Origin of the sequence: Methanoregula sp. PtaB.Bin085, from assembly GCF_002067035.1 — an archaeon.
GTDB lineage: Archaea > Halobacteriota > Methanomicrobia > Methanomicrobiales > Methanospirillaceae > Methanoregula.
This window is the reverse complement of the sequence record NZ_MVQB01000060.1, coordinates 183,341-208,580: the sequence shown is the minus strand read 5'-3', so window position 1 is coordinate 208,580 and position 25,240 is coordinate 183,341. Positions and strand designations below refer to the sequence as shown.

Sequence of the window (25,240 nt, the reverse complement as noted above, 5' to 3'; positions counted from 1 at the left end):
GACGAGTACATTGTTACTGAATCCGCAGTCATCCAGGAAGCAACCGGTACTGCACTGTTCAACGTTCTCGAGACCGTCGTAACCCCGGTCCCGACCACCGTTGTAGCAGTCCAGACAACTGTCGCAACCCCCGTCCCGACCACCATCGCAACCACTGTACCTACCCCGGTCCCGACCACTAAGTCACCCGGCTACGGTGCACTGATTGCCCTGATCGGCCTCGGCGCTGTTGCGTTCATCGTTGTCCGCAGGCACTGAACCAAAACCTAAACTTTCTTTTTTTTCAGATCACGTTCCCGAAGCGGGTTTCCGCATTCATCGTTTCTTTCGGATATTCCCGTTTCTTCTCCCAGGGTTACTGACGCCGCGTTCGCGTGGCACCTTTTTATTGCCGGAGCGGTTAACCTACATATAAAAGGGATACTTTATTTCATGTTCAGGAAGTATCCCGTGGAGGAGCATAACGTGAAATTCATGGTAAAAATACTGGATATTGCCACCCGGGGCGTGCTTCTGAACCGGGCCGATGCCCGCAGGATAGGAGTACTCGACGGCGATCGGGTCCAGATTATTAATCCCGAGAACGGAGTAACTGCAACTGCGTTTGTCGAGACAACCCTGACAATTGCACAGCAGGGAACAATCGGCGTCTACAGCATTACCAATGAGAAACTGCACCTCGCAGATGGAAATGAGGTTGAGGTCCGGGAGGCCGGGCGGCCGAAGTCGCTGGATTTTATTAAAAAGAAGATGGATGGCGTCAAGTTGTCCAAAGAAGAAACCCTCACGGTCATCAGGGACGTTGTCAACGACGATATTTCTGCTGCTGAGCTGACCGCGTTTATCACTGCGACCTACATCAATCCACTTGATATGGATGAGATCGAATACCTTACCCGGGCGATGGTAGAAACCGGCGAACAGATCAAGTTCTCGTCCCGTCCCATTGTCGACAAACATTCCATCGGTGGCGTACCCGGTAATAAAATATCGCTCCTTGTCGTTCCGATCATTGCAGCAAGCGGCCTGAAAATCCCCAAGACCAGCTCACGGGCTATAACGGGTGCCGGCGGTACGGCGGACCTTATGGAGGTACTTGCGTTTGTTGAGTTCTCCTCAAGCGAAGTCCAGCAGATGACGGAAAAGATCGGCGGCTGTATCGTCTGGGGCGGAGCAACCAATATTGCCCCGGCGGATGACCGGATTATTATTCAGGAATACCCGTTCAAGATCGATGCCCGAGGTCAGATGCTGGCCAGTGTCATGGCAAAAAAGTCTGCTGTCGGTGCAAATCTCGTGGTTATCGATATCCCGGTTGGGCTCAACACGAAAGTCCCGACAATACAGGAAGGCAGGAAACTTGCCCGGGAATTCATCGAGCTCGGCGAACGCCTTAACATGAAAGTCGAATGCGCTCTTACCTATGGCGATACCCCGGTCGGGCACAGTATCGGGCCGAAGCTGGAAGTTATTGAAGCCCTGAAAGTTCTTGAAGGCGCAACTGAGCCGAATTCCTTTATCCAGAAAAGCATCTCAATAGCCGGTATCGCGCTCGAGATGTCAGGAAAAGCAGCCCGGGGAGCCGGTGCAGCCATGGCGTACGAGCTTCTCGTCAAGGGCAAGGCCCTTGAAAAGTTCCGCAGGATTATTGAGATCCAGGGGGGCGACCCGAATGTAAAATCGTCGGATATCCTCCCCGGCGAACACCAGTTCGTAGTAAATGCTCCGACATCCGGGTATATCATCGAGATGAACAATAAATCCCTGATCTCCCTTGCACGGACAGCCGGAGCACCCCATGACCGCGGAGCGGGTGTCCTTCTCCACGCCAAAAAAGGAAAACTTGTCAAGGCGGGTGAACCCCTCTTCACCATCTATGCTGACCGGAGCTGGCGGCTCCAGCAGGCAATTGAGGAAGGCAGGCGCCTGATGCCGGTACTGGTTGAGGGTATGCTGCTCGATCGTGTGCCTTCTACAGTCGAACTCTAGACCGATGTCCTGATATATGAGCAGGTGGCGATATTTTATCATGTATCGATATCGCTCTCCTTTTCTCCTCCTTTTATTATGCCTGTTCCTCCTCTGCAGTACAGTCCAGGCTGCGATAGATCTGCAAATCACCGTGCGGGACAGCATCGATAATACCTCAATTCCGAATGCGGTTGTCTACGTCAATGGTCAGGACTTCGCACGAACCAACAATAACGGCCAGTATTTCCTCTCCCACAACGGCCAGAATGACCAGCGTATCCGCATCTCTATGGTCGGGTATACCGATTGGGAAAACATTGTCCCGAAAAACCAGGAAACGCTTATTGTTAACATGAGCCGGAAGGCTGTCACCCTGACAATAAATCTGTATGACTCCGATACGCTCAGCCCTGTCCCCGGTGCTGTTGTTAACATATCCGCGATGAACTCTACGCAGAGCAAGCAGAGTGATGCAGCCGGCGTGGTTACTTTCATTGTGAATGCCAATATGCTGTATTCTGTGGATATTAACGCACCCAATTACGAACCCCGGAGCGGCACAGCGGATGTCGGGATGGATAACAAGGCAATTCAGTTCTGGCTTCTTTCAGGCAATAAATATTCATTCGTGGTAAAGGACAAAGCATCCAAGGCACCGGTCCCGGGTGCCGAAATCCGGCTTAATTCAATCCCTGCAGGAAAGACCGATGAACGTGGAATCCTGAGTACTCCGGTTGCCCGGGGCAGGACATATACGATTGAGGTAAAAAAGGATGGGTACGAATCCGTTACCGAATCGAGAATCATCAGTCAGGGTGATGCGATTTATATCATAGAGATCGCCAAAGCCCCGATAGGTGCTTTTGTGTATGTTTATGATGAAAACAATAATCCGGTGAAAGGTGCGGAGATCTATATCAGCGGAAACCTGTCCGGAACAACGAACGAGTACGGGCGTCACACGTTTCCCGATCTGGTTTTTGGATCCTATCCTGTTGAAATAAGAAAGACCGGGTACAATCCTTCAAACCGGACCATCACTGTTTCGAATAAAAGCGAGGATTATTCTTTCACGCTGACTGCGGAAAGTTCCGCCCTCACCATCTCTGTCAGTGATAAAGAGGCAAAAGAGATTCCGCAAGCAGTGATCTCCGTTGATGGAACCGTTATCGGGCAGACCGATGATCACGGCCGGATCATTACCAGCGTCAGGTTCAACAGGGTTTATAATATTTCAGCAACCCGGGAAGGTTACCTGCCGGCTTCTCTCCAGAGAGAGGTTGTCGCAGGCAACACTACCGATTCCGTTACTCTCCGTCTCGATAAATCCATGGACCTGGGTTTTCTCGGGATTATCGGGGGTGTCATTCTCGTGGTTCTTGCCCTGTTTGTGGTATTCAGGAAGTTCGGCAGAAAACCCGGCCACCATGTCACGAGAAGGAATGAAATCTGATTTTTTATAATTTGACGGTTAATCCGGCAAAAACCAGGTAAATCCAGCGGACCCAGCGGGAATCGAACCCGCGTCCTTGGGTTCGAAGCCCAAGAGGATATCCTCTACCCCATGGATCCTGCTCAACTTCTTAACATCAAAAGATATTAAGCATTCTCTACCGATAATTTACCGGATGATATTATCTGCCGCGGAGACTGAACGCCGCCTCGGACTTACAGACGATGAGGCCAGACTTGTCATACGCCCGTACAGCAGCGAAAGCCAGCAGCCGGCGTCGTATGATCTCCGGGCAGCGGAGGAGACCAGACTTCCCCGGGGAATCTGCACCCTTATGCCAACACTGGAATGGGTTGAACTGCCGGGGGACCTTGCCGGCACACTACGGTGCAGGTCATCCTTCGGGCGACGCGGAATCCTTCTTGGTGCCGGATTCGTGGATCCCGGCTTCCGGGGGCAGTTAACGCTCTGCCTGAGTAACATGGGGGCCGAGGAGATCACGGTTAAGAAAAACGAGCGGGTGGCTCAGATGATACTCCATGAGGTACGCAATCCGGCGCAAAGCTATAACGGACGATATCAGGACAGCCTGGGTGCGGTGGAGGCGAAATGAGCATGATCCGTACAGAACGAAAATATATCGAAATCTTACGTATTCTCAGGGAACACCAGGAACCCATGGGGGCAAAGCGGCTCTCGGAACTGATGGCAGAGCGGGGTTTTGTCCTGAGCGACAGGGCCGTCCAGTATTATCTCAGCTACCTTGACACCATGGGTTTTACTGAAAAGATTGGCAACCAGGGCAGGGTGCTGACCCCGGAAGGCCGGCAGGAGACAGACAGTGCTCTTGTTGATGACAGGATTGGATTTATCATATCAAAACTGGAGCGACTGGCATACCGGAGCACCTTCGATCCTTCCACCGGCACGGGGGATGTGGCGTATAACCTTTCCATTGTTCCGGAATCATCCTTTGAACAAACAAAAGCATCGTTTGACGATGTAATTAAAGCAGGCTGTGGTTTTTTCTCGTCATACCGCATCATCGACAAGGATCCCCGCGTTCCTTCCGGTTCGGTCGGATTCATCTCTCTTTGCAGTATCTCTATGGACGGGGTGTTCCAGAGAAACGGTATTCCGGTGAATATGGCTTTTGGCGGAAGGCTGGAACTGGAACAGGGTATGCCGAAGAGGTTCCGGGATCTTATCGGCTACCGGGGAACAACCATCGATCCTCTTGAGTTGTTTATATCTTCCAATCTCACCACAATCTCCGATTTCACCCGGTCAAAAACCGGGATTGCCCTTGCAAATGTCCGCGAAGTTCCAAGTGCTGCCAGGGAAAAGGCAGAGGAAATAATCCGACTGATGAATTCCTGTGGTTTTGTTTTCCCGATCGCGATGGGTAACCAGGTTTTCAACCTTCCGGATAATCCGTTCCGTCTTTCTATCGTTGCGTTCAGCGGGATGAATTTTACTGGAAACTGCGTGGAGCATGGGATCGAAATAAAAACCGAGATTGGAGCCGGAAATATTCCTTTTTCAAAGATTATCGAGAGCAATTGATCGATTGATTTCGGTTCATGATTTATCTTTCCTGATTCGATTTTTTCCGATTTGAGTGTCCCGATCCTCTGTCTCCGGAAGGACAGTATCATGAACGTCATCTTCTCTGTCCACGGTTTTTTTCTTTGATTTCAGCTCGGTATGGAGGAGTGTAGAATCCCGAGCCGGCGGGAGGGTGGTTTTTCTCACTCCTTTCCCGGTAAATATCTCGTCCCTTGCCCGGAATATCCTGTCCCTGATTTCTACGCTTCTGTTATCGTCATCGGACTCATCCGGATGCTGAGGTATGTTCTCCTCCTGGAGAGACGATGTGTCCTGCGCATTCTGTGGCAGGAGAGCAGATTTTCGTTTTCCGACGATGACCGTCCGTTTGTCAGAAGAGATCTCAATCTCTCCAGGTTCGATCACTTTGTGAGGCATCTTCTCCTCTGCATCTGTTTTTGTATGAGGCGTTCTTTTCTGGATGATCTTTCTCTCCATGTTTTTTTCGGGGGTTTTCCCGGCCTGAGGGGTGTTTTTCTGGGAAGCAACACCTATCGCCATCGATCTTTGCCGGCGTAACTCCCGTTCAATTCTCTGCCGTTCTGTTTCTTTGGCAGGCGGGCTGTCCTGATCGGAATGCAGGGGGGATATTTCCGTTAAATGGCGTTCAGATGGACTGCTCTTTCCAGGGCGAAGCCCTCCGTGAGCTGGCAATGGGTGCGAAGGATGGTGATGAGCGTGTTCATTCTCTGTGTGAGCAACAATGACCCGACGCCGGGAGGGAGGTACAAATACTTCAGGTGTCCTCAGGGGTTCTGGTTCAGCTGGCGGTTCGGGTGCCGGCATCTTCCTTGCCGTTGGAACGGATCGGGGAATTTCTGGTTGAACCGGCGGTAATGGTATTGCCGGTTCAACTGCGACTTCTTTTTGCAGGATTTGTTCCGGCTTCCTTGCCGGGGTTTCGTTTTCGTACTCCTCAGGAAGAGATTCATGGACGGGAGGGGTTCTGCGATCACTGTCATCGGATCTGGGCATACGGGCTGGAAGTGAAATCATATCATCCCTGATAACCGGGTGAACACGTTCCATTCCTTCATCCGGGGTTTCTGCCTGACCTGCATGTTTCCCGGGTTTTGATTGGGACCGGATCTCTTTGATCTCAGTAATGCGGGGGATATTTTCGAGCCCGGACAACATGACGATAATCGCCACGTTTTTTGTGTTCATGACAGGATAATCTCCTGACCGTGTCTCAAGCCCGGCAATGCTCCTGTCAATCCATTTCCTGACAGTCATGAATCCTTTCATGGAGAGTTCGTGCGAGGGACCGGCAATAAGCACCAGAGCTTTATGGGCACTGGTCAGGTCACAGGGTGTGGAGATCTCATGATAAATCGCCTGTTTTGCAAGCTCAACAATACGGGAAGCCCTTTTTTTCTGTTCTTCATCACTCAGTCCTGCTGGTTTCAGCCACGAAAGGAACCGAAGGGGGTCGTGGGGTAGTTTCTCGACTGCATACCCGATGGTGATAAATCCCATGCCTCTCATCGTGTTGAGTACTTCGCCGGAATCCAGGACGACCTCTGCAAGATCGATACCCCCGTCAGCTCTGAATTCGCCCGCGCGAAGTATGAGACCGATCCGTCGTACGATGGCCTCATTCAGGTTCCGGTACGTTGCCTGTGCCGGAGGAAGGGGTTTTTCGCTTTTAATGAGACCGATCTTTTCCGCAAATCCCATCTCCTTTTTCGGGAGGTTTGCTCTCTGCGTCTTGATTTTTTTATGCCAGGTCTCATTATCGAACACGATGATACCATCAAGCAGAGAAGAAAGCATATCGATATCATCCGCTGCTTTTCCCGAGATACGTTCTCCTTCAGCAAGGCAGGGAAGGGTGACAAGGCCGAATATCGGTTCAACAACAGACGATCTCAGGCCTGCGATAATATGGGGGGCGACATCCACCATGCTTCCGCCAAGACCGCAGCAGAGAAAAATTGCATCGTTTTCACCGGATTCAAGGTTCTGGACCCGGGAAACGATCTCATTGATATCGATGGGGGCTGTCGGTATTTCTGACCCGGTCAGATCAGCGATACCGGTGTCTGCGGAAAAACACATCCGCCCGTTATCCGGGAGGGCAGTCAGCTGTCGTATCGTTTCTTCGTCAACATCGATAGCCAGAGCCTGGACACATGCCACCCTGCTGCTGCGCCGGTCTATCGCATAGAGGCTGTTGACGATCCTGCAACCTGCCCCCCCGAGTCCAAGAGCAATTATCCGCATACATCAGTCCTGAATATCCCGATGGTGTAGTTATGGTTGTATTATACTATGATAGGTCTGTATTCAATATCTTATAGGATAATCGTCACCGGAGAAAAAAAAATTACGCCCGTGGATATTGGAACATTTTCCTGTGACAAAGTGATTCATTTTACCGGTAATATTCTATGCCGGCAGTTGCTTCAAGTCCGAAAAAAGCGCCATTTTCCAAAAAAGGGGTAATTTTATCCTTTTCAAAGAGATCAGCCAAAGGGATCAACGTAAAATGATAATTTATTTAAATGGTGGGACGGTAATACTCAATGAGGTGAACAAACCTTGACATATGGAATTGAATTCGTACCAGGAAATGTCAATGTGAAGCAAGTTGTCAACTTCTGTAAACTTGCAGAATCCAAAGACATTGATTTTGCATGGATCACCAACCACTACAACAACCGCCACTGCTACCCCACCCTTGCCGCAATCGCAAAGGAGACCACGACCCTGAAGATGGGTCCGGGTATCATGAACTCCTTCACCGACACCCCAGCGGCAATGGCATCATTCTTCTGCACGCTGAACGAGATCTCCGACGGGCGCGCAGTCCTCGGTATCGGCCCCGGTGACCTGTCAACCCTCCCGAAGCTTGCTATCCAGGCTGAAAAGCCGGTTGCCCGCCTCGAGGAAGCCATCACACAGATCCGCAAGCTCTGTGCCGGCGAACAGGTGAACAAGTCGGGCATGAAGTTCTTCGATTACGATGGTGCAAAGCTCACCGGTGTTACTCTCCCGGGCAAGAAGGGAGTTCCGATCTATGTCGGTGCTCAGGGCCCCAAGGTTCTCGAGCTTGCCGGAAGAGTGGGCGACGGTGCACTCATCAACGCATCAAACCCCAAGGACTTTGCCATTGCAATCCCGATCATCAAGGCAGCCTGCGACAAGGTAGGAAAGAAGAACTTTGATGTCGGCGCATACACCGCAATGTCAATCGATCAGAGCGAGAAGAAGGCCCGCAATGCAGCAAAGATCGTTGCCGCATTCATCGCAGCCGGCTCCCCGCCCGACCTCCTGACCCGCCACGGCCTCGACCTGAACAATGTTGCCAAGATCAAGGCAGCCCTCGCAAAGTTCGACTTCAAGAGCGTCGGAGACCTTGTCGGAGACAAGGAAATCGATGCATTCACCATTGCAGGTACTCCTGAAATGGTCAAGCAGAAATGCGAAGCCCTCACCAAGGCCGGTGTAACCCAGATCATCTTCGGCTCACCGCTTGGTCCGGACATGACCAACTCCATCCGCCTTCTCGGCAAATACGTCGTATAAGTGCGGATATCCGATACCTGCCGGCGCCATGCCTGGAGAATGGCACTGGTTTTCCGGCAGATATTCATCATTTTTCAGTTCCCCCCTCATGGGGGGATTTTCCCGATCCTTGTGCAAATGACTATGTGATGGTGCCGGAAATAGTATGGTGAAGGTATGTTCTCGGTACGGGAAGTTATTACCAGCAGGGGGTCTCTGCAGTTTCGCTCGGAGAATCTTACCGGGTTCAGATGCAGGATCAGCCCGGACCGGATGAAACGGCAGATTGATCAGTCACAGAACTCTTCCTCAACCAGTGACGGATGTCCTTTCTGCCCGGATTCCATACTGAAAGTAACCCCGACGTTTCCCGACGGTCAACGGATTGTGCGGGGTGAAAGCGTCACATTCCCCAACATGTTCCCCTTCAGTGAAAATCATGTTGTTACCGTGATAACACGGGAACATTCTGTTATTCATTTCAGCCGACAGCAGGTTGTGGATGCACTCCTCGCGCAGACCGAAGCTCTTCGCAGGGCAGAGGGATATGCCAGTATCAACTGGAATTTCCTCCCGTCATCGGGAGCAAGCATCATCCATCCGCACATGCAGGGATTATCCGATAATCAACCCTCAAGAATTGCCGAAATATACATCGGATCAAGTGAACAATACCGGAAAAAATGTGGCCGGATTTACTGGGAAGACCTGAGGGAGATTGAACGCCAGTCTGAACGGTACCTGTTTGGTGATGAAATTCTCTGGGCCGCCAATGCAGTTCCTCTGGGTGAGCGCGAAGTGAGAGGGATCCTGCCCATCTCAACACTCGGGGAGATGGAGAATTATGCGGATCTGCTTGCCAGGGGCATACTCGAGATCATCTCCCTCTACCGGAAACTGGGAACCTATGCGTTCAATATGTCGGTCTTTTTTGACAGGGCCGGCAACGATCACGGATACCGGGCGTTCTGTTCCATGATTTCGCGTATTAATCCCAATCCCGCATCTACAAGTGACTCCGCATTCATGGAACGACTTCACCTTGAGCCGGTAATAATGACCCTTCCGGAAGACCTCGGAAAATTCTATAAAAAGAGAGATAAATAGGGAAGGAACTCAGTCGAATTTTGCTACGAGCTTCTTCTTGGCGACGAGCGTTCCGTCCTTCTTGTGGGCCTGGCGCATAATGCTGTCGCCTGCCTTCTCGAGCTCGCGGGCTTCATCGCAGAGCACTGCAGCGGACCTCATCATCTCGTGAGCGCTGGCAACGATCGGGATGTACTTCTCCCATTCCTTGGTCATAAAGCAGCCCTTGACGTTCTGGCCTGCAACTGCCATCGCGATCTCGTGGGCGGCACGTGCCTTTGCAAGTGCGTAGGGGTTGGTGAACTCGCCTTCGACAGCCTTGTCGGTGGTCATGATGATCTTCGGGAGTTCAATTGCATCGCCCTTCTTGCCGGCCTTGACCTGGTCGATGACCTTGTCGAGGGCGACTTCGAGCTTGCGGAATGCACCGGTGAGTGCAAGGACCTTGACGAGGTTGCCGTTGTAGTCCGCCATCTCGACGGGGTCGAGAAACTCGCGGCGTGCACCGATCATGGAGTCTGCCTTCATGATGATGTATCCGAACTTGCTGGCCTTGACGCCTTCCCACTCCTTCTTGGTGGTTACATCATCGGTGATGATGACGACCGGGATGCCGGCCTTTGCAAGCTCTTCGCGGGCACTGGTCGGGCCCGGGAGGACACCGTTCGGGGAAACGACGATACAGAAGTCGGGTTTGTATGCCTTCAGGTTGGAAACGACACGGTCGACATCTGCCGGCTCGAGCTTGGTACCGCTGGTTGCCATGAATGTCTGCATGTCTTCACGGTCTGCTCTCTCGTCGAGGAGCAGCTCGGCCATGACACCGCTTGCGATGTTGCCGAGTTTTGCAACGCCTACTTTAACTACCATCTGATATCACCTAAAAAGTTTTAGCACGTTAATATGACCCGGAGTTCATATAAACATTTTGAATTGTATCCTCCGCCGGAAAATCTGCAAAAAAATCTTCCGGCTGTTTATTTGCATGCTCCGGCACATCCCGGAATCAACCCCCGAAAATCCCGCCCGGTATCGGTAAGGATATGTCAAAGTTAACGAAAAGTGTTTAAGTCTGCATTGAGAAGGTGTTAGCATGAAGGATGGGTTGCTCACCGATCGCCAGATGGAGGTGCTCCGGTACCGCAAGCAGGGTCTGACACAACAGCAGATTGCCGATATCATCTCAACGTCAAAAGCAAACGTCTGTACTATTGAAAAGAGCGCCATGGAAAATATCAGGCGGGCGAAAGAGACGCTTGAGTTCCTTTATACCCTCGATGCCACACATCTCTGCGTCATCCCAAACGGAACGGACCTTTTCGAAGTCCCGGCAATCATCTTCGGAGAAGCTGAGAAGATTAACATCAAGGTTAAATACGATACCATATCCCTCATCAATCGTATCAGGGAATCCCGGCCCCAGTGCTGCAAGGCCCGCTGTATCTGCGAAGACATCCACGTCTATATCACTGATGCAGGCGAATTGTATTTCGGCTGAGCAGCCTGCGGTGCCCATGCCGCACGATTTCCGTTTACCTGGCTGGTAAGATATATTTATATGCTTTTTTCTACAATACTAGAGGAAGCCGATATGAGGTTTACCTGAACCTGTGCCCTGAACGGTTTACCGTTCATGGCCATGCTGACGGCGTACCTGAATCTCCCGACACAGGATCGATGGTTATGCCGTAGGTGAATCCCGATTGGTGAATCCCCGGATGGGGATTAGACCGAGAAGGAGTTGTGATTCGTCACAACAGGCTGACAGAGTAGGAACTGACCGGGCGCAACGGGCCGACGTTCGTGCAACGAGCCCTTTTCCCTGAAACACCAGGGGATGCGCTATCGTCAGGAACTTCTTCCGCGAGACAGGAATGCTGGTGCACACCAGCAGGACGTTCAATCACGTCCCGTTGTGCATCTCAAGAAACAGGCAGGAATCACTGGTACGATCTCCTCCCGGGACTATTACGGGCCTCCAGGAGGTATCCTTACAGAAAAACTGCAGGTTCCCGCGTGTTGGCTTTCGCGATAAGCGAACCGTCGCACAATCTCGGATGAATCTCATACACGTGTCGCAATGAGAATAACCTACACGCAGAAAGGATTGATTCACACATGCCAAAAATCAACAGACCACGCCGCGGCTCTCTTGCATTCAGCCCGAGAAAGCGTGCAAAGAGCCCGATTCCGAAGTACCAATCGTGGCCAGTCTACGAGGGCACACCAGTCCTGCAGGGATTTGCCGGATACAAGGTAGGTATGACGCATGTCATCATGGTGGATGACCACAAGAACAGTCCCACCGAAGGCAAGGAGATCATGGTCCCGGTTACCGTGATTGAAGTCCCTCAGATGAAGGTCGCAGCCATTCGTGCGTACGCGAAAGATACGTACGGCAAACATGCATTTACCGACGTCTGGGCAGACCAGCTTGACGCTGTTCTCGGCCGCCGCATCACGCTCCCCAAGGATTACGACGGGGAAGCGTCAAGGAAGAAACTGACCGATGCGGTTGCCGCCGGCACTATTGCCGAGATCTACGCTGTTACCTACACGCAGCCGGCCGCACTCTCCGGTGTTCCCAAGAAAGTACCCGATCTGATGGAGATCAAGGTTGGAGGAGCGGACATCAAGAAGCAGGTCGAATTCGCTCTCGGGCTCCTCGGCAAGGATGTATCACTGAACAATGTTGTCCAGGCCGGTGCCTATGCGGATATCACCGCCATTACTACCGGTAAGGGGACGCAGGGCGCCGTCAAGCGCTGGGGTATTGCCCTGCGCAAGCGCAAGCACTCCGTTGGCGGCAAGGAACGCCACATCGGGACTCTCGGACCCTGGAACCCGCACCACATCCGGTGGCAGGTTCCCCAGATCGGCCAGATGGGATTCCAGCAGAGGACAGAGTTCAACAAGCGTATCCTGAAGTTCTCTGAGAATGCAAGCGAGATCACGCCGGCAGGAGGCTTCCTCCACTACGGCGTCCTCAGGAACCCGTACGTACTGGTCAAAGGCTCTATCCCCGGCCCGGTCAAGCGGCTGATCCGTATCCGCCCGGCGATGCGCCAGGGAGAACATGTCGTCAGGATGCCGGCAATCCAGTTCGTGAGCGTCCAGAGCAAGCAGGGATGATCAGACAATGAAAGCACAGGTAAAATCACTGGATGGCGCGGTATCAAAGAACATCGAGCTCCCGGAGATCTTCTCCGAAGCATACCGGCCCGATCTGATCAAGAAGGCAGTTATGGCACTGCAGAGCACCCGCCGGCAGCCGCACGGGACCGACCCGTTCGCGGGCATCCGGTCTTCTGCAGTCGGGTGGGGAAGCGGCCGCGGGTCGTCCCACGTGCCCCGTATCAAGAATGGCTCCCGTGCCGCCAAGGTCCCGCAGGCAAAGGGAGGACGTGAGGCGCATCCCCCGAAGGTTGCCAAGGTCCTGATAAAAGAAATCAACCAGAAGGAGAAGCAGAAGGCGTTCCGCTCGGCCGTTGCAGCCAGCGTCAACCCGGAGCTTGTCCGTGGACGCGGCCACATCTTCGAAGGCGAAGTCCCGGTTGTCCTCGAGGATAAGTTCGAGAGTATTGGCAAGACCGCGGAGATCATCACCGCGCTCACCTCAGCGGGTGTATACAACGACGTTGTCAAGGCAAAGGACAGCCGGAAGGTCCGTGCCGGCAAAGGCAAACTGCGCGGCCGCCGGATGAAACAGCGAAAGAGCCTCCTGATTGTCACCGCGGAGAAGCCTCTTTCAGCTGCACGCAACCTCTCTGGTGTCGATGCAGTCACCGTCGATCAGCTCAATGTCGAGCACCTCGCTCCGGGGATGCTCGCGGGCCGCCTGACGGTCTGGACCGAGAGCGCGCTCACGCGTCTGGGGGGAAGGTAAATGACCCTGAAATTCCCGTTCGTTACAGAAAAAGCGATGGTGCTTCTCGAGAACCAGAGCAAGCTCCAGTTCCTTGTAACCCACGAAGCAACAAAGGACGACATCAAGCGCGAGGTCGAGAAGGCCTTCGGCCAGAAAGTCAAGGGCGTCCGGACACTGATGAATATGCATGGCGAGAAGAAAGCCATCGTGAGCTTTGAGAACGAGAAAGCCGCCGAGGAGATCCTCAGCCGGCTCGGTATAATGTAGGTGGGGAACATGGGACATCGAATTACAACACAGGCCCGCGGGAAGGGGGGTCCGACATACCGTGCACCATCCCACCGGTACAAGGCTGAACTGAAACATATCGGTGACGACACGAAGAAGGTCACCGGAACCGTCATCGATATCGAACACGACCCGGCACGCAATGCACCCATCGCCCTTGTCAAGCTTGACAGCGGCGAGAAGGTTTACATGCTGGTCACCGAGGGTCTCGGGATTGGAGACGAAGTGTTCTGGGGTGCTGCCGGAGAGGTAAAGAACGGTAACACCCTGACCCTCGCGAACATTCCGACCGGTACATTCATCTGCAACATCGAGGCACGCCCGAACGACGGCGGTAAGTTTGTCCGCTCGACTGGTGTCCAGGCTGTTGTCGTTGATAAAACTGAAGACCGTGTCGGCATACGGATGCCCAGCGGCAAGACAAAGTGGTTCAACGCACGCTGCCGGGCAACCATCGGTATCGTCGCCGGTGGCGGACGGGTCGAGAAACCGTTCGTGAAGGCCGGGAACAAGTACCACAAGATGCACAATACTGCGGCCAACTGGCCCCGCGTCCGCGGCGTGGCGATGAACGTTATCGACCACCCGTTCGGTGGCGGAGGGCACCAGCACGCAGGACGCCCGAAGACGATCGCACGCGGCACATCCCCGGGAAGGACCGTCGGACACGTTGCAGCACGCAGGACAGGTAAGAGCAGGAAGTGATGGGTAAATGGCAGCACCAAAGAAGACTCAGAAGAGAATGCCACGGCGGCGTGAGGAGTTCACCTATCGCGGCTACAAGATCGACGAGCTCAAGGCGATGGGGATCTCCGAACTCCTCCCCCTGATGCCGGCCCGTCCCCGCCGCAAGGTTACCCGCGGTTTCTCCCGCGGTGAAGAGACATTACTGGCAAAGATCCGCGACGGTGACGAGAAGATCCGGACCCACCTCCGGGAAATGATCGTCATGCCGGTCATGATCGGAAAGACTATCGAGGTGTATAATGGCAAGGAGTTCGTGAAAGTCGAGTTCCAGCCGGAGTCGGTCTTCCGGTATATCGGGGAGTTTGCCCTGACAAGGAAGAGGGTCACTCACGGAAGCGCCGGTATTGGTGCAACCAGAGGCAGCAAGTACGTCCCGCTGAAGTGATGAACTATGGCACGAACTGAATATTCACAAAATGTCAAGGGTGACACCGTTGCAAAGGCAAAGGCCAATGAGCTGAACATGTCCCCCAAGCACTCGATCGAGATCGCCGGGTTCATCAGGCACAAGCGCGTGAATGATGCAATCGCGTACCTCAACGACGTGGTCAAACTCAGGAAGGCGGTCCCGTTCCGGTACTTCAACCGGAATGTCGCCCACAAGCGCGGCCTCCCCGGCAACTGGGACGCAGGGCGTTACCCGGTCAAGGCCTCGAAGGAATACATCCGTATCCTCGAGTCCGTCAAGAAGAACGCAGAATATCTTGGCCTCGATGCCGAGAACCTCGAAATCATCCACGCCTCGGCAAACCGCGGAAGGGCACAGAAGGCATTCTTCCCTCGTGCGATGGGCCGTGCAAGCCCCAAGGTGCGGGAGAGCGTGAACATCGAGATCATCGTCCGCGAGGTGGCATAACATGGCAGTCGAGAGGAAATTCATCAACGAAGGCGTCCGGAAAGCGCGTGTCGAGAAGTACCTGTCCAAGGAACTGAAGCGCGCAGGCTATGGCGGTATGGACATCGCCCGGACGCCGCTCGGCACCCAGGTTACCATCTTTGCCGAGAAGCCCGGTATCGTCATCGGGAAAGGTGGCAAACTGGTCCACCAGCTGACGCAGGACCTTGCCCAGAATTATGGCGTGGAATCCCCGCAGATTGAAGTCCAGCAGGTCAGCAACCCGAGCTTCAACGCCCAGATCATGGCAGAGCGGCTTGCAAACGCACTCGAGCGCGGCTGGTACTTCCGGAAGGCTGGCACCAGCATCCTGCGCCGGGTCATGGACTCCGGTGCACTCGGCTGCGAAGTCGTTATCGCTGGCAAGCTCACCGGTGCCCGTGCCAGGACCCAGAAGTTCACGGAAGGCTACATCAAGCATTGCGGTGAACCGAGCAACACGATCGTTGAAAAAGGCTATGCCGTTGCAATCAAGAAACTCGGCGTCATCGGTGTTCAGGTCAAGCTGGTCCCCGCAGGTGCCAAGCTGCCCGACCACTTCTCAGTCATCGAACAGGAAAAGAAACGCCCGGCTGCAAAGGCAACCGTCACCCCGGTAAATGAGGACGATGCCGAGGAGCCAGCGCTTCCCGACGAAGATCTCGGAGGCGAACAGTAATGGCAATATTCAGGGCAAAGGATGTCAGGCAGCTCTCGGATGTTGAACTGCAGGAACAGATGGGAAAACTCCGGATGGAACTTGTCCAGCACTATGGCAAGGTCAGTGCCGGCGGCGCCACCGAGAACCCCGGCCATATCGGGGAACTCCGGAGGACCATTGCCCGGATGATGACCGAGCAGAACCGCAGGAGAACTGCATGATCTCTTCCCGGAACATCCTGCGCCACGAGCTGATTGGTCTGGATGTTCTGGTATCGGGAGCTGCAAACCAGGATCAGAAGGGACTGTCCGGCCGCATCATCGATGAAACAAGGAATCTGCTGGTCATCGAGACCTCCAACGGAATCAGGCGCATCGCGAAGATGCACAACACGTTCCGGGTCTCGCTTCCCGGCAGGGAACTTGTGGAGATAGATGGATCCGTACTGGCTCTGGCTCCTGAAAAAAGGATCAACCTGCATGAAAAGAAGAGGATACCATAATGGCACAAAACATTGGATTGAACGTCACGGCTCCGCAATCGGAGTGCAAGGACGTTAACTGTCCGTTTCACGGCACTTTACCGGTGCGCGGCCAGGTGATCACCGGTAAAGTCGTGAGCGATAAAATGATGGGAACGGTCGTGGTTGCACGGAATTACCTGCATTACGTCCGGAAATACAAGCGGTACGAGAAGCGCTCGAGCAAGCTCCATGCCCACAACCCTCCCTGTATCGGGGCAAAGGCCGGTGACGTGGTGAAGATTGCCGAATGCCGGCCGCTTTCGAAGAGCACGACGTTCGTGGTCGTGGAGGTGCAGAAGCCATGAAGGCGAAGCAGTCCAAGACCCCGAGATCACTTGCCACAGGAACACGGCTTGCCTGCGCCGATAATACCGGGGCCAGGACCGTCCAGATCATTTCGGTCTTTGGCTATCACGGCGTCAGGCGCCGCCAGCCCAAACTGGGTCTCGGCGACCTCTGTACGGCAAGCGTCCAGAAGGGCACACCGGACATGCGCCGGAAGCTCGTACGCGCGGTGGTCATCCGCGCCAAGAAAGAGATGCGCAGGCCAAGCGGGATGCGCGTATCCTTCGAGGATAACGCGGTGGTTGTTGTCGATGAAAAGAATGAGCCGAAAGGGACCGAGATCAAGGGACCGGTTGCCCGTGAAGTGGCAGAGCGGTTCCCCAAGCTCGGGTCCATGGCAACGATCATTGTATGAGGTGTGAAGAATGGTACGACTGGAAAGCTCACAGCCAAGAAAACAGAGGAAGGCCCGGTATAATGCCCCTTCACACGTCAGCTCGAAATATCTCAACGCCCCGCTGTCAGCGGAACTGAGCGAGCAGTATAAAAAGAAGACCCTGCGCGTCGTTAAGGGCGACACCGTAAAGGTAACCCGCGGTGACTTCGCAGGTGAAGAAGGACTTGTTGATGCTGTCGATACCAAGAACGCTAAGATTGTCGTTCACGGTGTCTTCTCAACAAAAGCCGACGGGACTGAAGTCCCCCGTGCAGTCAGTGCATCCAATGTCCGGATCACCAAGCTGAACCTTGCCGACAAACGCCGCGAGGCAAAATTAGCGGAGGCCGAATAATGGGAGACCACTTAAAGAGACTCAACGCCCCTGACTCGTGGCATATCGCAAAGAAAGTCACGAAATTCATCACGAAGACCGCAGCCGGCCCGCACAACGCGAATGCCATGCCGATTACGGTCTGGCTCCGCGACCACATGGGCATGGCACGGAACCTCAAGGAGGTCAAGCAGATCCTCCACCAGAACGATGTCATCATCAACGGGAAACCCTGCCGGGACCCCAAGATGGGCATCGGGATCTTCGATATCATCGCCCTCCCGAAGATTAACAAGTATTACCGCATCCTCCGTGACAAGAACGGAAGGCACGTCTCTGTCGCGATCGATTCCGAAGCGGCAAAAACCCGTCTCTGCAAGATAAAGAACAAGACTATCGTCAGCAAGGGAAAAGTCCAGCTGAACCTTCGCGACGGCTCCAATATCCTGGCTGAAAACAAATACAAACCCGGGGATTCGATCGTGCTGTCGCTCGAACCGGAGAGCCGGTTCAAGATTGTCGATCACTTCCCGTTTGCCGTTGGCAACATGGCGATGATCATCGGCGGTAAACACTCCGGCAAGGTAGCCCGGATCAAGGATATCGTCAAGGTCCCCGGCAGCGTTCCCAACAAGATCATCCTTACCGACGAAGTAACAGGGACGACCTTCGATACCGTTGCGCCATACATCTACATGGTCGGAACAAAAGCCCCGGCCATTGCAAAATGGGGGCATGAAGAGTGACATCGATGCGCGATATCTATATCGATAAGGTCGTCGTCCACATGGGCGTTGGCGAAGCGGGCGACAAGCTCGTAAAAGCCGAGAACATCATGAAGACGATTACCCGGCAGACCCCGATTCGGAGCATTGCCAAAAAGACCCAGCCGGCATTCTCCGTCAGGAAAGGGATGCCTATCGGCTGCAAGGTTACTCTCCGTGGTAAACCTGCTGCAGACTTCATTGCAACCGCTCTCAACATCGTCCAGAAGACTCTCTTTGAGAGCCAGTTCGACAAAAGCGGAAACTTTGCCTTCGGTATCGAAGAGCACACGGATTTCCCCGGAATGTCCTACGACCCGCAGATTGGTATCTATGGTATGGACGTCAATGTCGTCCTCGAACGGAAAGGCATCCGGATTACCCGCAGGAAGATGGCGCAGAAGAAGCTCCCCCAGAAGCAGCGTGTGAGCAAAACTGATGCCATTGCATTCCTCAAAGAGAAGTTCCAGGTCGAGGTGCACTGATGGCAGGAGTAAGAAAGAAGATCTACGGTCGCGGTGCGAACGAATGCAAGATGTGCGGGCGCAAGCAGGGGCTCGTACGCAGATACCACATCATGTTCTGCAGGCAGTGCTTCCGCGAATGGGCCCAGAAGATGGGTTTCAAGAAGATGAGCTGAGGAGTGAGCGAAATGACACGACAGAATACCATTGCAGATGGCATGTGTGCCATAAAGAACGCCGGGGATACCGGCAAGGCCGTCGTCATTATCGAACCCGCAAGCAAGCTTCTCGGCGCAATGCTCCGAATCATGCAGGACGCCGGTTATATCGGCAGCTTCGAGTTCATCGATGACGGCAGGGGTGGCCAGCTCAAGGTCAACCTGACGGGCAGGATCAACCGCTGCGGTGCTATCAGCCCGCGGTTCTCTGTACAGCTGGATGAAATGGAATACTGGGAGAAGCAGTACCTGCCCGGGAAAAACTTCGGTCTCCTGATGCTCTCGACTTCAAAGGGTGTTATGTCCCATGAACAGGCGAGAAAAGAAGGCATCGGCGGAGAGCTGATCGGGTACGTGTACTAGAGGGTGCTTTGAATGGCAGCAGTAAGAAAAGTCATTATTCCGGATGGCGTGAAAGTCAGTCTTGACGGCATGCATCTTCGCGTGACAGGACCCAAGGGACAACTCTCCCGCAATATCCGGTTCCCTCAGGTCACCGTAACCTGTGACGGGAAAGAAGTTGTTATAGCAACTGAATCCCGCCGCAAGGAGATCACCGCGATGGTCGGTACGCTCGAGGCACATACAAAGAACATGTTCCGTGGAGTAACCGAGGGGTACGAATACCGCATGAAAGTTGTCTACAGCCACTTCCCGATCCAGCTGAAGCTTCAGGGCAACAAGCTTGAGATTGCGAATTTCCTTGGTGAAAAGAAGGCACGGCATGCACGGATCGAAGCGGGTGTCACGGCAAAGGTCGGCAGCGATGAGGTCGTCCTGACCGGTATTGACCGCGAACTTGTTGGAACAACCGCAGCGAACATCGAACATGCAACCCACATCCGCGACCGCGACCCGCGCGTCTTCCAGGATGGTATCTACATGGTTCAGAGGGGCTGAAGGAAATGGCAACAGAAATCAAGCGTCTGATCCAAGTCCGTACCGACAAGGGTGCGCGCTTCAAGCGTGACGGGTACGGCAAGAAACGCCAGCTCTCCGATTCATGGAGAAAACCTCGCGGACAGCATAACAAGCAGCGCGAGCAGAAGAAGGCAAAGGGAGCACTCCCCAAGCCGGGCTTTGGCAGCCCCGTGGCCGTACGTGGTATGCACCCGAGCGGCTACTTCGAGGTTCTTGTAACTTCCTTGAAGGAGCTCGAAGGACTCGATCCCAAAACACAGGCAGTGAGGATCGGTGCGACGGTGGGCATGCGGAAGCGTGTTGCGATCCAGGACCAGGCAATTACCAGTGGTCTTGGCGTCCTTAATGCAAAAGTTGTGAAGACAAAGGCAAAGAAACCTGCAAAGGCAAAGCCGAAGACGGAAGAGGGCGAAGAAAAAGCGGAGAAGAAGGCCACGGTAAAGAAAGCAAAGGCCCCGGCAAAGAAGGCCGCCGCCAAGCCCAAGGCCGAGAAAGCAGAGCCCAAGGCCGAAAAGAAGGCCCCGGCAAAGAAGGCCGCCGCCAAGCCCAAGGCCGAGAAGAAGGCCCCGGCAAAGAAGGCCGCCGCCAAGCCCAAGGCCGAGAAAGCAGAGCCCAAGGCCGAGAAGAAGGCCCCGGCAAAGAAGACCGCCGCTGCAAAGGCCCCCAAGAAAGGGGTGAAGAAGAATGAGTGACATCGCCAGCCAGAGACGTATCGTGGCATCCGTACTGAAATGCGGTGTCAACCGCGTCTGGTTCGACCCTGCCCGTCTCTCGGATATCGAGAATGCGATCTCGCGGGAAGACCTGCGGGCCCTCATTACCGAAGGTGCGATCAAGGCGCGCCAGAAGAAAGGCGTCAGCCGCGGCCGGGCACGGGCGCGCATCGCCCAGCGTTCCTACGGCCACCGCAAGGGTGCCGGAAAGCGCAAGGGTGCAGCAGGCGCACGGAAGCCGAGTAAAACCGCATGGGTCCAGAAGATTCGTGCAATACGAAAAGTACTCGTTGAGCTGCGCGCGGCCGGCACCATCGACCGGCACATGTACCGTATCCTGTACCGGAAAGCGGCAGGCGGGCAGTTCAGAAGTGTTGCGCACATGAAGGCGCAGATGGAGATCCTCTCAGGGAGGATGAAGTAACATGGCAACAGGATCACGGTATTTTGTCCCCTTCAGAAGAAGGAGGGAAGGCAAAACCGATTACTACCAGCGGACGAGGCTTGTCGTTGCAGACGTACCGCGCATGGTCGTCCGCAAGACCAACCGGCACATCATCGTGCAGCTCGTCACGGCTGAGATGGACGGCGACCGTACCCTCGTGGCAGCAAATTCAGCCGAGCTCGAAAAATACGGGTTCAAGGGATCAACCTCCAGTACCCCGGCAGCATATCTCACGGGAATGCTCTTTGCGGTAAAAGCAAAGAAGGCCCGGCAGGATGCGGCAATCCTGGACATCGGCCTCAACCGGGCAACCCCCGGTGCACGCGTGTTTGCAGCACTCAAGGGAGCTGTCGAGGCAGGTCTTGAGATCCCGCACGGCGAGGAGATCCTCCCGTCGGACGAGCGCGTCAGGGGCGCGCATATCGCTGCATACAACAAGAATGCAGGGGACATCGTGAAAAATGTCGAACAGGTGGCAGCTGCCATAAAGAAGGAGATGGCATAAATGGCATACGAACGCGAAGAATGGATCCCGGTCACCGGTCTTGGCAAGCTCGTTGCTTCGGGCGAGATCAAGAGCATCGACCAGGTCCTCGAGAGCGGCAGGCCCATCAAGGAGCCCCAGATCGTCGACCAGTTCCTTCCGGATCTGGAAGACGAGGTCCTCGATATTGCCATGATGCAGCGCATGACCGACTCCGGCCGGCGCGTCCAGTTCCGGGCAGTCGTCATCGTCGGCAACCGCAACGGCTACATCGGTTTCGGCCAGGGCAAGGATGTCCAGGTCGGCGATGCGATCAAGAAAGCCATCGTCAAGGCCAAGATGAACCTCATCAAGGTACGGCGCGGTTGCGGCAGCTGGGAATGCGGGTGCGACACAGCCCACTCTATCCCGATGCAGGTTGAAGGAACCGCAGGGAGTGTCAAGGTGACGCTCAAGCCGGCACCTCAGGGTATCGGCCTTGTGACCGGAGACATCAGCAAGAAAGTGCTCGAGCTTGCTGGTATCAAGGATGCATGGACGTTTGCCCGGGGACAGACCCGGACAACCATCAACTTTGCAAAAGCGACTTTCAACGCGCTGAATGAAACCAATATGATCAGAACCGGGAGGTCGCAGTAATGTACGCGGTTGTTCAGGTCCGTGGTGTTGTAAAAACACGCCAGGACATCAAAGACACCCTGAAGATGCTGCGCCTTCACCACATCAACCACTGTGTCCTCATCCCGGACTCTCCCCAGAACCTTGGGATGATCCGCAAGGTCAAGGACTACGTGGCGTTCGGCGAAGTGGATGCAGCAACCGTTGAAACGCTGCTGCAGACGCGCGGCAGGGTCATCGGCGATGCACCGCTGACCGATGAGTATGTCAGGAAAAACTCCACCTATGCGACCATCGGCGACTTTGCAAAGGCACTTGCGAGCGGTGAATCGAAACTCCGCGACATTCCCGGGCTCAAGCCGGTACTTCGACTTCATCCCCCGCGCAAGGGATACAAGACCACCAAACGTACCTTCCCCCAGGGTGGAGCGCTTGGCTATTATGGTCAGGAGATCAATACACTCCTGAACAAGATGAGGTGATGCGGATGCCAACAAACAAACGTTCAAAGTACCGCGGATCGCGGACATGCGGTGGCGGCACCCACAAGAACCGGCGCGGTGCAGGCAACCGCGGCGGCAGAGGTCGTGCCGGTATCAACGCTCACCACTTTGTCAAGTGGTATATGGAGATGGGCAGGCCGGTCTTTGGCAAGGACGGATTCTGCAACCAGACCGGCACCGATGTGACAACCATCGATGTCGGTATACTGGACCAGATCGTCCCATCGCTTCTGGCTCAGGGTATTGCAAAACAGGAAGGAGATATGGTAGTGATCAACGCAGCTGACATGGGCATCGAGAAAGTGCTCGGCAGCGGCAGGGTGACAAAAAAAATCTCCATCTCCGCATCGGCATTCTCTGAAACGGCGAAGGCAAAGATCGAGAAAATGGGCGGGAAGGCACTTGTAGCCTGATCAGCCCCCGATATTTTTTGGTGAAACAATGGGAGACCTGCTGGATCGAATGGAACCGCTGCTCGCAGCAATGCCTGCAGTCAAAAGTCCCGAAGGGCATGTTCATTTCAAGAACAAACTGCTCTGGACACTTGCAATACTGATTCTGTATTTTGCCCTGACGAACATCCCGGTTTTTGGCCTGAGTGCGGCAAACCAGGACCTCTTTGCCGCGTGGCGCGCGCTCCTTGCCGGTGCAAGCGGTTCGATCGTCCACCTCGGTATCGGGCCTATCGTTACAGCATCCATCGTACTTCAGCTCCTGAAAGGTGCTGACATCCTCCATATTGATACCAGCGAGACGCGCGGACAGGTCATGTACATGGGTCTGCAGAAGATTCTCATCCTTGTCATGATCGTTATCGAAGCAGCCCCGAACCTCGTCGGCGGTTTCATGACACCTGATCCGATCATTGCAAGCCAGTTCTTCGGCGGCAACCTGTTTGCAGTATCATTCCTGATTTTCCTCCAGATCTGTATCGGGGGCATCCTGATCTTCTTCATGGATGAAGTGGTCACGAAATGGGGTATCGGTTCAGGTGTCGGTCTCTTCATCATCGCGGGCATCTCGCAGGCGCTGGTCAGCGGATTCATCAACTGGGCGAAGATCACCGACCAGTATCCGACAGGTTTTTTCCCGCGCCTCATCGCCATCGGTCTTGACGGCGGTAACTACCTGACGTACTTTGGCAAGGACATCCTCGCCTTTATCACGACCCTCATCATTTTCCTCGTCATCGTCTATGTCGAATCGACAAGGATAGAGATACCGCTCGCCCACGCGCAGGTGCGTGGTGCCCGTGCGCGGTTCCCGGTCAAGTTGATCTACGCAAGTGTCCTGCCCATGATCCTTGTCCGTGTTCTGCAGGCAAACATCCAGATGCTCGGCATGTTCCTGTCGAATATCGGCATCACGACCCTCGGGCAGTTCAACGGATCAACCCCCACGAACGGTATCATGTACTTCCTTGCCCCGATTAACAGTCCTTCTGACTGGATGTGGTGGATGACCGATCTCGGCCACGCACCATGGGAGGTGCTATTACGTCTGGGAATAGATATCACATTCATGGTGGTCGGTGGTGCGGTCTTCGCCCTGTTCTGGATCAAGACAGCCGGGCTCGACAGCAAGGATGTCGCTCGGCAGATCCAGCTCTCCGGCATGTCCATTCCCGGCTACCGCAGGAACCCGCAGGTACTTGAGAAGTACCTTGACCGGTACATCCCCCGTGTCACGGTCATCGGTGGTGTTTTCATCGGCATACTCAGTGTCGTTGCAAACCTCTTCGGTGTCATAGGATCAGTCAGCGGGACCGGTCTTCTCCTGACGGTCAGTATCACGTACCGTCTCTATGAGGAGATCGCAAGCCAGCAGATCATGGAGATGTACCCGTTCATGCGGACGTTCTTTGGCAAGGAATAAGTCACTGGAAGGATGCTGATGGGAAAAAAGGTCATTATCACCGGTGTGCCGGGTGTCGGAAAGACGACAGTTGTCAACGAGGCACTTAAAAAACTCAAGGAAGAGGGTATCGAATACCAGTCGATCAACTTCGGCACTTTCATGTTCGATATTGCCGTTCAGGAGAATATCGTCACGGACCGTGACCAGATGCGCTCTCTCGACCGCGCGGTGCAGAAGAAACTGCAGCAGCGTGCCGGACAGGCAATTGCAAGGATCAAGGGAAATGTCCTGATCGATACCCATGCGTCGGTCAAGACCCCGAAAGGGTATATGGCCGGGCTGCCCGAATGGGTTCTCAGGGAGATCATGCCTGATATCATTGTCCTCGTTGAAACCGATGATGACCAGATTCTCATGCGGCGCATGACGGATGAGTCCCGATCACGCGACAAGGAAGGGGCAAAGGCAATCGCCGAGCACCAGCAGTTCAACCGCTCCATTGCTGCTGCCTATGCAATGCTCACGGGATGTACCATTAAGATAGTTACGAACGCGGATTTCCTGCTCGATCGTGCAGGGCAGGATCTTGCCGACGTTCTCAGGTGAACG

Annotated in this window: 35 protein-coding genes and 1 tRNA gene; 33 read left to right on the top strand and 3 right to left on the bottom strand. The window is 54.3% G+C overall.

Annotated elements, in window-relative coordinates:
• The 3 genes from A4E33_RS13560 to A4E33_RS13550 all read left to right on the top strand — a co-directional run.
• Positions 1 to 258 (top strand): PGF-CTERM sorting domain-containing protein (locus A4E33_RS13560; RefSeq protein WP_292348893.1); only part of this gene is annotated, 258 nt, incomplete at its 5' end.
• Positions 259 to 465: 207 nt separating this feature from the next.
• A complete protein-coding gene (locus A4E33_RS13555) occupies positions 466 to 1,989 on the top strand; it encodes an AMP phosphorylase (protein WP_292348904.1) in 1,524 nt (507 codons plus the stop codon).
• Between the two features lie 40 nt (positions 1,990 to 2,029).
• Positions 2,030 to 3,424 carry a carboxypeptidase regulatory-like domain-containing protein gene (locus A4E33_RS13550; RefSeq protein ID WP_292348892.1) on the top strand — a complete coding sequence of 465 codons (1,395 nt, stop codon included), beginning with the start codon at positions 2,030 to 2,032 and terminating at the stop codon, positions 3,422 to 3,424.
• A 47-nt stretch (positions 3,425 to 3,471) separates the two neighbouring features.
• On the opposite strand, the gene A4E33_RS13545 is transcribed toward A4E33_RS13550, so the two are convergent.
• Positions 3,472 to 3,543, bottom strand: a tRNA-Arg gene (locus A4E33_RS13545).
• A 56-nt stretch (positions 3,544 to 3,599) separates the two neighbouring features.
• Between A4E33_RS13545 and A4E33_RS13540 the strand changes: the two genes are divergently transcribed.
• Together A4E33_RS13540 and A4E33_RS13535 are read left to right on the top strand one after the other, a co-directional pair.
• Complete coding sequence (locus A4E33_RS13540; protein ID WP_292348890.1) at positions 3,600 to 4,037, top strand: dCTP deaminase; 438 nt, start codon at positions 3,600 to 3,602, stop codon at positions 4,035 to 4,037.
• Positions 4,038 to 4,039: 2 nt separating this feature from the next.
• The gene (locus A4E33_RS13535) at positions 4,040 to 4,990 is read left to right on the top strand and encodes a DUF128 domain-containing protein (protein WP_292348903.1); all 951 of its coding nucleotides are present in this window, start codon (positions 4,040 to 4,042) and stop codon (positions 4,988 to 4,990) included.
• A gap of 15 nt (positions 4,991 to 5,005) precedes the next feature.
• Here A4E33_RS13535 and A4E33_RS13530 read toward each other — a convergent pair whose 3' ends face one another.
• Entirely contained in the window at positions 5,006 to 7,258 is a 2,253-nt protein-coding gene (locus tag A4E33_RS13530; protein ID WP_363054444.1) for a tubulin/FtsZ family protein, read from the bottom strand.
• Between the two features lie 318 nt (positions 7,259 to 7,576).
• Here A4E33_RS13530 and A4E33_RS13525 point away from each other — a divergent pair, with 318 nt between their 5' ends.
• Positions 7,577 to 8,563 (top strand): 5,10-methylenetetrahydromethanopterin reductase, encoded by a 987-nt coding sequence (locus A4E33_RS13525; RefSeq protein WP_292348886.1) that lies wholly within the window; start codon positions 7,577 to 7,579, stop codon positions 8,561 to 8,563.
• A 477-nt stretch (positions 8,564 to 9,040) separates the two neighbouring features.
• Positions 9,041 to 9,649, top strand: a complete 609-nt coding sequence (locus A4E33_RS13520; protein WP_363054442.1) for a hypothetical protein — start codon at positions 9,041 to 9,043, stop codon at positions 9,647 to 9,649.
• Positions 9,650 to 9,658: 9 nt separating this feature from the next.
• Here the strand turns inward: A4E33_RS13520 and A4E33_RS13515 are convergent, their stop codons facing one another.
• Entirely contained in the window at positions 9,659 to 10,498 is an 840-nt protein-coding gene (locus A4E33_RS13515) for a F420-dependent methylenetetrahydromethanopterin dehydrogenase (RefSeq protein ID WP_292348882.1), read from the bottom strand.
• Positions 10,499 to 10,721: 223 nt separating this feature from the next.
• Here A4E33_RS13515 and A4E33_RS13510 point away from each other — a divergent pair, with 223 nt between their 5' ends.
• From A4E33_RS13510 to A4E33_RS13385, 26 genes are all read left to right on the top strand, one after another.
• Complete coding sequence (locus tag A4E33_RS13510) at positions 10,722 to 11,126, top strand: Tfx family DNA-binding protein (RefSeq protein ID WP_292348880.1); 405 nt, start codon at positions 10,722 to 10,724, stop codon at positions 11,124 to 11,126.
• A gap of 620 nt (positions 11,127 to 11,746) precedes the next feature.
• Positions 11,747 to 12,760, top strand: coding sequence for a 50S ribosomal protein L3 (locus A4E33_RS13505; RefSeq protein WP_292348878.1), 1,014 nt, complete (start codon positions 11,747 to 11,749; stop codon positions 12,758 to 12,760).
• Positions 12,761 to 12,767: 7 nt separating this feature from the next.
• Positions 12,768 to 13,514, top strand: coding sequence for a 50S ribosomal protein L4 (rpl4p, locus tag A4E33_RS13500; protein WP_292348877.1), 747 nt, complete (start codon positions 12,768 to 12,770; stop codon positions 13,512 to 13,514).
• Positions 13,515 to 13,763, top strand: coding sequence for a 50S ribosomal protein L23 (locus A4E33_RS13495; protein WP_292348876.1), 249 nt, complete (start codon positions 13,515 to 13,517; stop codon positions 13,761 to 13,763). It abuts the gene before it with no gap.
• A 9-nt stretch (positions 13,764 to 13,772) separates the two neighbouring features.
• Entirely contained in the window at positions 13,773 to 14,489 is a 717-nt protein-coding gene (locus A4E33_RS13490) for a 50S ribosomal protein L2 (RefSeq protein WP_292348874.1), read from the top strand.
• 7 nt (positions 14,490 to 14,496) lie between these two features.
• Positions 14,497 to 14,916, top strand: coding sequence for a 30S ribosomal protein S19 (locus A4E33_RS13485; protein WP_292348872.1), 420 nt, complete (start codon positions 14,497 to 14,499; stop codon positions 14,914 to 14,916).
• Positions 14,917 to 14,922: 6 nt separating this feature from the next.
• The gene (locus A4E33_RS13480; protein ID WP_292348870.1) at positions 14,923 to 15,387 is read left to right on the top strand and encodes a 50S ribosomal protein L22; all 465 of its coding nucleotides are present in this window, start codon (positions 14,923 to 14,925) and stop codon (positions 15,385 to 15,387) included.
• Between the two features lies 1 nt (position 15,388).
• Positions 15,389 to 16,084: a 30S ribosomal protein S3 gene (locus tag A4E33_RS13475; protein ID WP_292348869.1), complete on the top strand. Its 696-nt coding sequence runs from the start codon at positions 15,389 to 15,391 to the stop codon at positions 16,082 to 16,084.
• A complete protein-coding gene (gene rpmC, locus A4E33_RS13470) occupies positions 16,084 to 16,287 on the top strand; it encodes a 50S ribosomal protein L29 (protein ID WP_292348867.1) in 204 nt (67 codons plus the stop codon). Before A4E33_RS13475 ends, rpmC begins: the two co-directional genes overlap by 1 nt.
• The gene (locus A4E33_RS13465; RefSeq protein WP_292348865.1) at positions 16,284 to 16,568 is read left to right on the top strand and encodes a ribonuclease P protein subunit; all 285 of its coding nucleotides are present in this window, start codon (positions 16,284 to 16,286) and stop codon (positions 16,566 to 16,568) included. Before rpmC ends, A4E33_RS13465 begins: the two co-directional genes overlap by 4 nt.
• On the top strand, positions 16,568 to 16,894 hold the full coding sequence (locus A4E33_RS13460) for a 30S ribosomal protein S17 (RefSeq protein WP_292348863.1): 327 nt from the start codon (positions 16,568 to 16,570) through the stop codon (positions 16,892 to 16,894). Before A4E33_RS13465 ends, A4E33_RS13460 begins: the two co-directional genes overlap by 1 nt.
• On the top strand, positions 16,891 to 17,289 hold the full coding sequence (locus A4E33_RS13455; RefSeq protein WP_292348862.1) for a 50S ribosomal protein L14: 399 nt from the start codon (positions 16,891 to 16,893) through the stop codon (positions 17,287 to 17,289). Before A4E33_RS13460 ends, A4E33_RS13455 begins: the two co-directional genes overlap by 4 nt.
• Before the next feature lie 10 nt (positions 17,290 to 17,299).
• The gene (rplX, locus tag A4E33_RS13450) at positions 17,300 to 17,665 is read left to right on the top strand and encodes a 50S ribosomal protein L24 (protein WP_292348861.1); all 366 of its coding nucleotides are present in this window, start codon (positions 17,300 to 17,302) and stop codon (positions 17,663 to 17,665) included.
• Positions 17,665 to 18,390 (top strand): 30S ribosomal protein S4e, encoded by a 726-nt coding sequence (locus tag A4E33_RS13445; RefSeq protein ID WP_292348860.1) that lies wholly within the window; start codon positions 17,665 to 17,667, stop codon positions 18,388 to 18,390. Before rplX ends, A4E33_RS13445 begins: the two co-directional genes overlap by 1 nt.
• Before the next feature lie 5 nt (positions 18,391 to 18,395).
• Positions 18,396 to 18,893: a 50S ribosomal protein L5 gene (locus A4E33_RS13440; RefSeq protein WP_292348858.1), complete on the top strand. Its 498-nt coding sequence runs from the start codon at positions 18,396 to 18,398 to the stop codon at positions 18,891 to 18,893.
• Positions 18,893 to 19,048, top strand: a complete 156-nt coding sequence (locus tag A4E33_RS13435) for a 30S ribosomal protein S14 (protein WP_292348856.1) — start codon at positions 18,893 to 18,895, stop codon at positions 19,046 to 19,048. The genes A4E33_RS13440 and A4E33_RS13435 overlap by 1 nt, the downstream gene beginning before the upstream one ends.
• A gap of 12 nt (positions 19,049 to 19,060) precedes the next feature.
• Positions 19,061 to 19,453 (top strand): 30S ribosomal protein S8, encoded by a 393-nt coding sequence (locus A4E33_RS13430; protein ID WP_292348854.1) that lies wholly within the window; start codon positions 19,061 to 19,063, stop codon positions 19,451 to 19,453.
• 12 nt (positions 19,454 to 19,465) lie between these two features.
• A complete protein-coding gene (locus tag A4E33_RS13425) occupies positions 19,466 to 19,990 on the top strand; it encodes a 50S ribosomal protein L6 (protein ID WP_292348852.1) in 525 nt (174 codons plus the stop codon).
• Positions 19,991 to 19,995: 5 nt separating this feature from the next.
• Positions 19,996 to 20,703 carry a 50S ribosomal protein L32e gene (locus A4E33_RS13420; protein ID WP_292348851.1) on the top strand — a complete coding sequence of 236 codons (708 nt, stop codon included), beginning with the start codon at positions 19,996 to 19,998 and terminating at the stop codon, positions 20,701 to 20,703.
• On the top strand, positions 20,696 to 21,148 hold the full coding sequence (locus tag A4E33_RS13415; protein WP_292348850.1) for a 50S ribosomal protein L19e: 453 nt from the start codon (positions 20,696 to 20,698) through the stop codon (positions 21,146 to 21,148). Before A4E33_RS13420 ends, A4E33_RS13415 begins: the two co-directional genes overlap by 8 nt.
• 1 nt (position 21,149) lies before the next feature.
• Positions 21,150 to 21,674: a 50S ribosomal protein L18 gene (locus tag A4E33_RS13410; protein WP_292348848.1), complete on the top strand. Its 525-nt coding sequence runs from the start codon at positions 21,150 to 21,152 to the stop codon at positions 21,672 to 21,674.
• Positions 21,675 to 22,292 (top strand): 30S ribosomal protein S5, encoded by a 618-nt coding sequence (locus tag A4E33_RS13405; RefSeq protein ID WP_292348846.1) that lies wholly within the window; start codon positions 21,675 to 21,677, stop codon positions 22,290 to 22,292.
• On the top strand, positions 22,292 to 22,753 hold the full coding sequence (locus A4E33_RS13400; protein WP_292348844.1) for a 50S ribosomal protein L30: 462 nt from the start codon (positions 22,292 to 22,294) through the stop codon (positions 22,751 to 22,753). The genes A4E33_RS13405 and A4E33_RS13400 overlap by 1 nt, the downstream gene beginning before the upstream one ends.
• Positions 22,754 to 22,758: 5 nt before the next feature.
• Positions 22,759 to 23,187, top strand: coding sequence for an uL15 family ribosomal protein (locus A4E33_RS13395; RefSeq protein WP_292348842.1), 429 nt, complete (start codon positions 22,759 to 22,761; stop codon positions 23,185 to 23,187).
• Positions 23,188 to 23,215: 28 nt separating this feature from the next.
• A complete protein-coding gene (secY, locus tag A4E33_RS13390) occupies positions 23,216 to 24,649 on the top strand; it encodes a preprotein translocase subunit SecY (protein WP_292348841.1) in 1,434 nt (477 codons plus the stop codon).
• Between the two features lie 15 nt (positions 24,650 to 24,664).
• Positions 24,665 to 25,237: an adenylate kinase gene (locus A4E33_RS13385; protein ID WP_292348901.1), complete on the top strand. Its 573-nt coding sequence runs from the start codon at positions 24,665 to 24,667 to the stop codon at positions 25,235 to 25,237.
• Positions 25,238 to 25,240 lie beyond the last annotated feature (3 nt).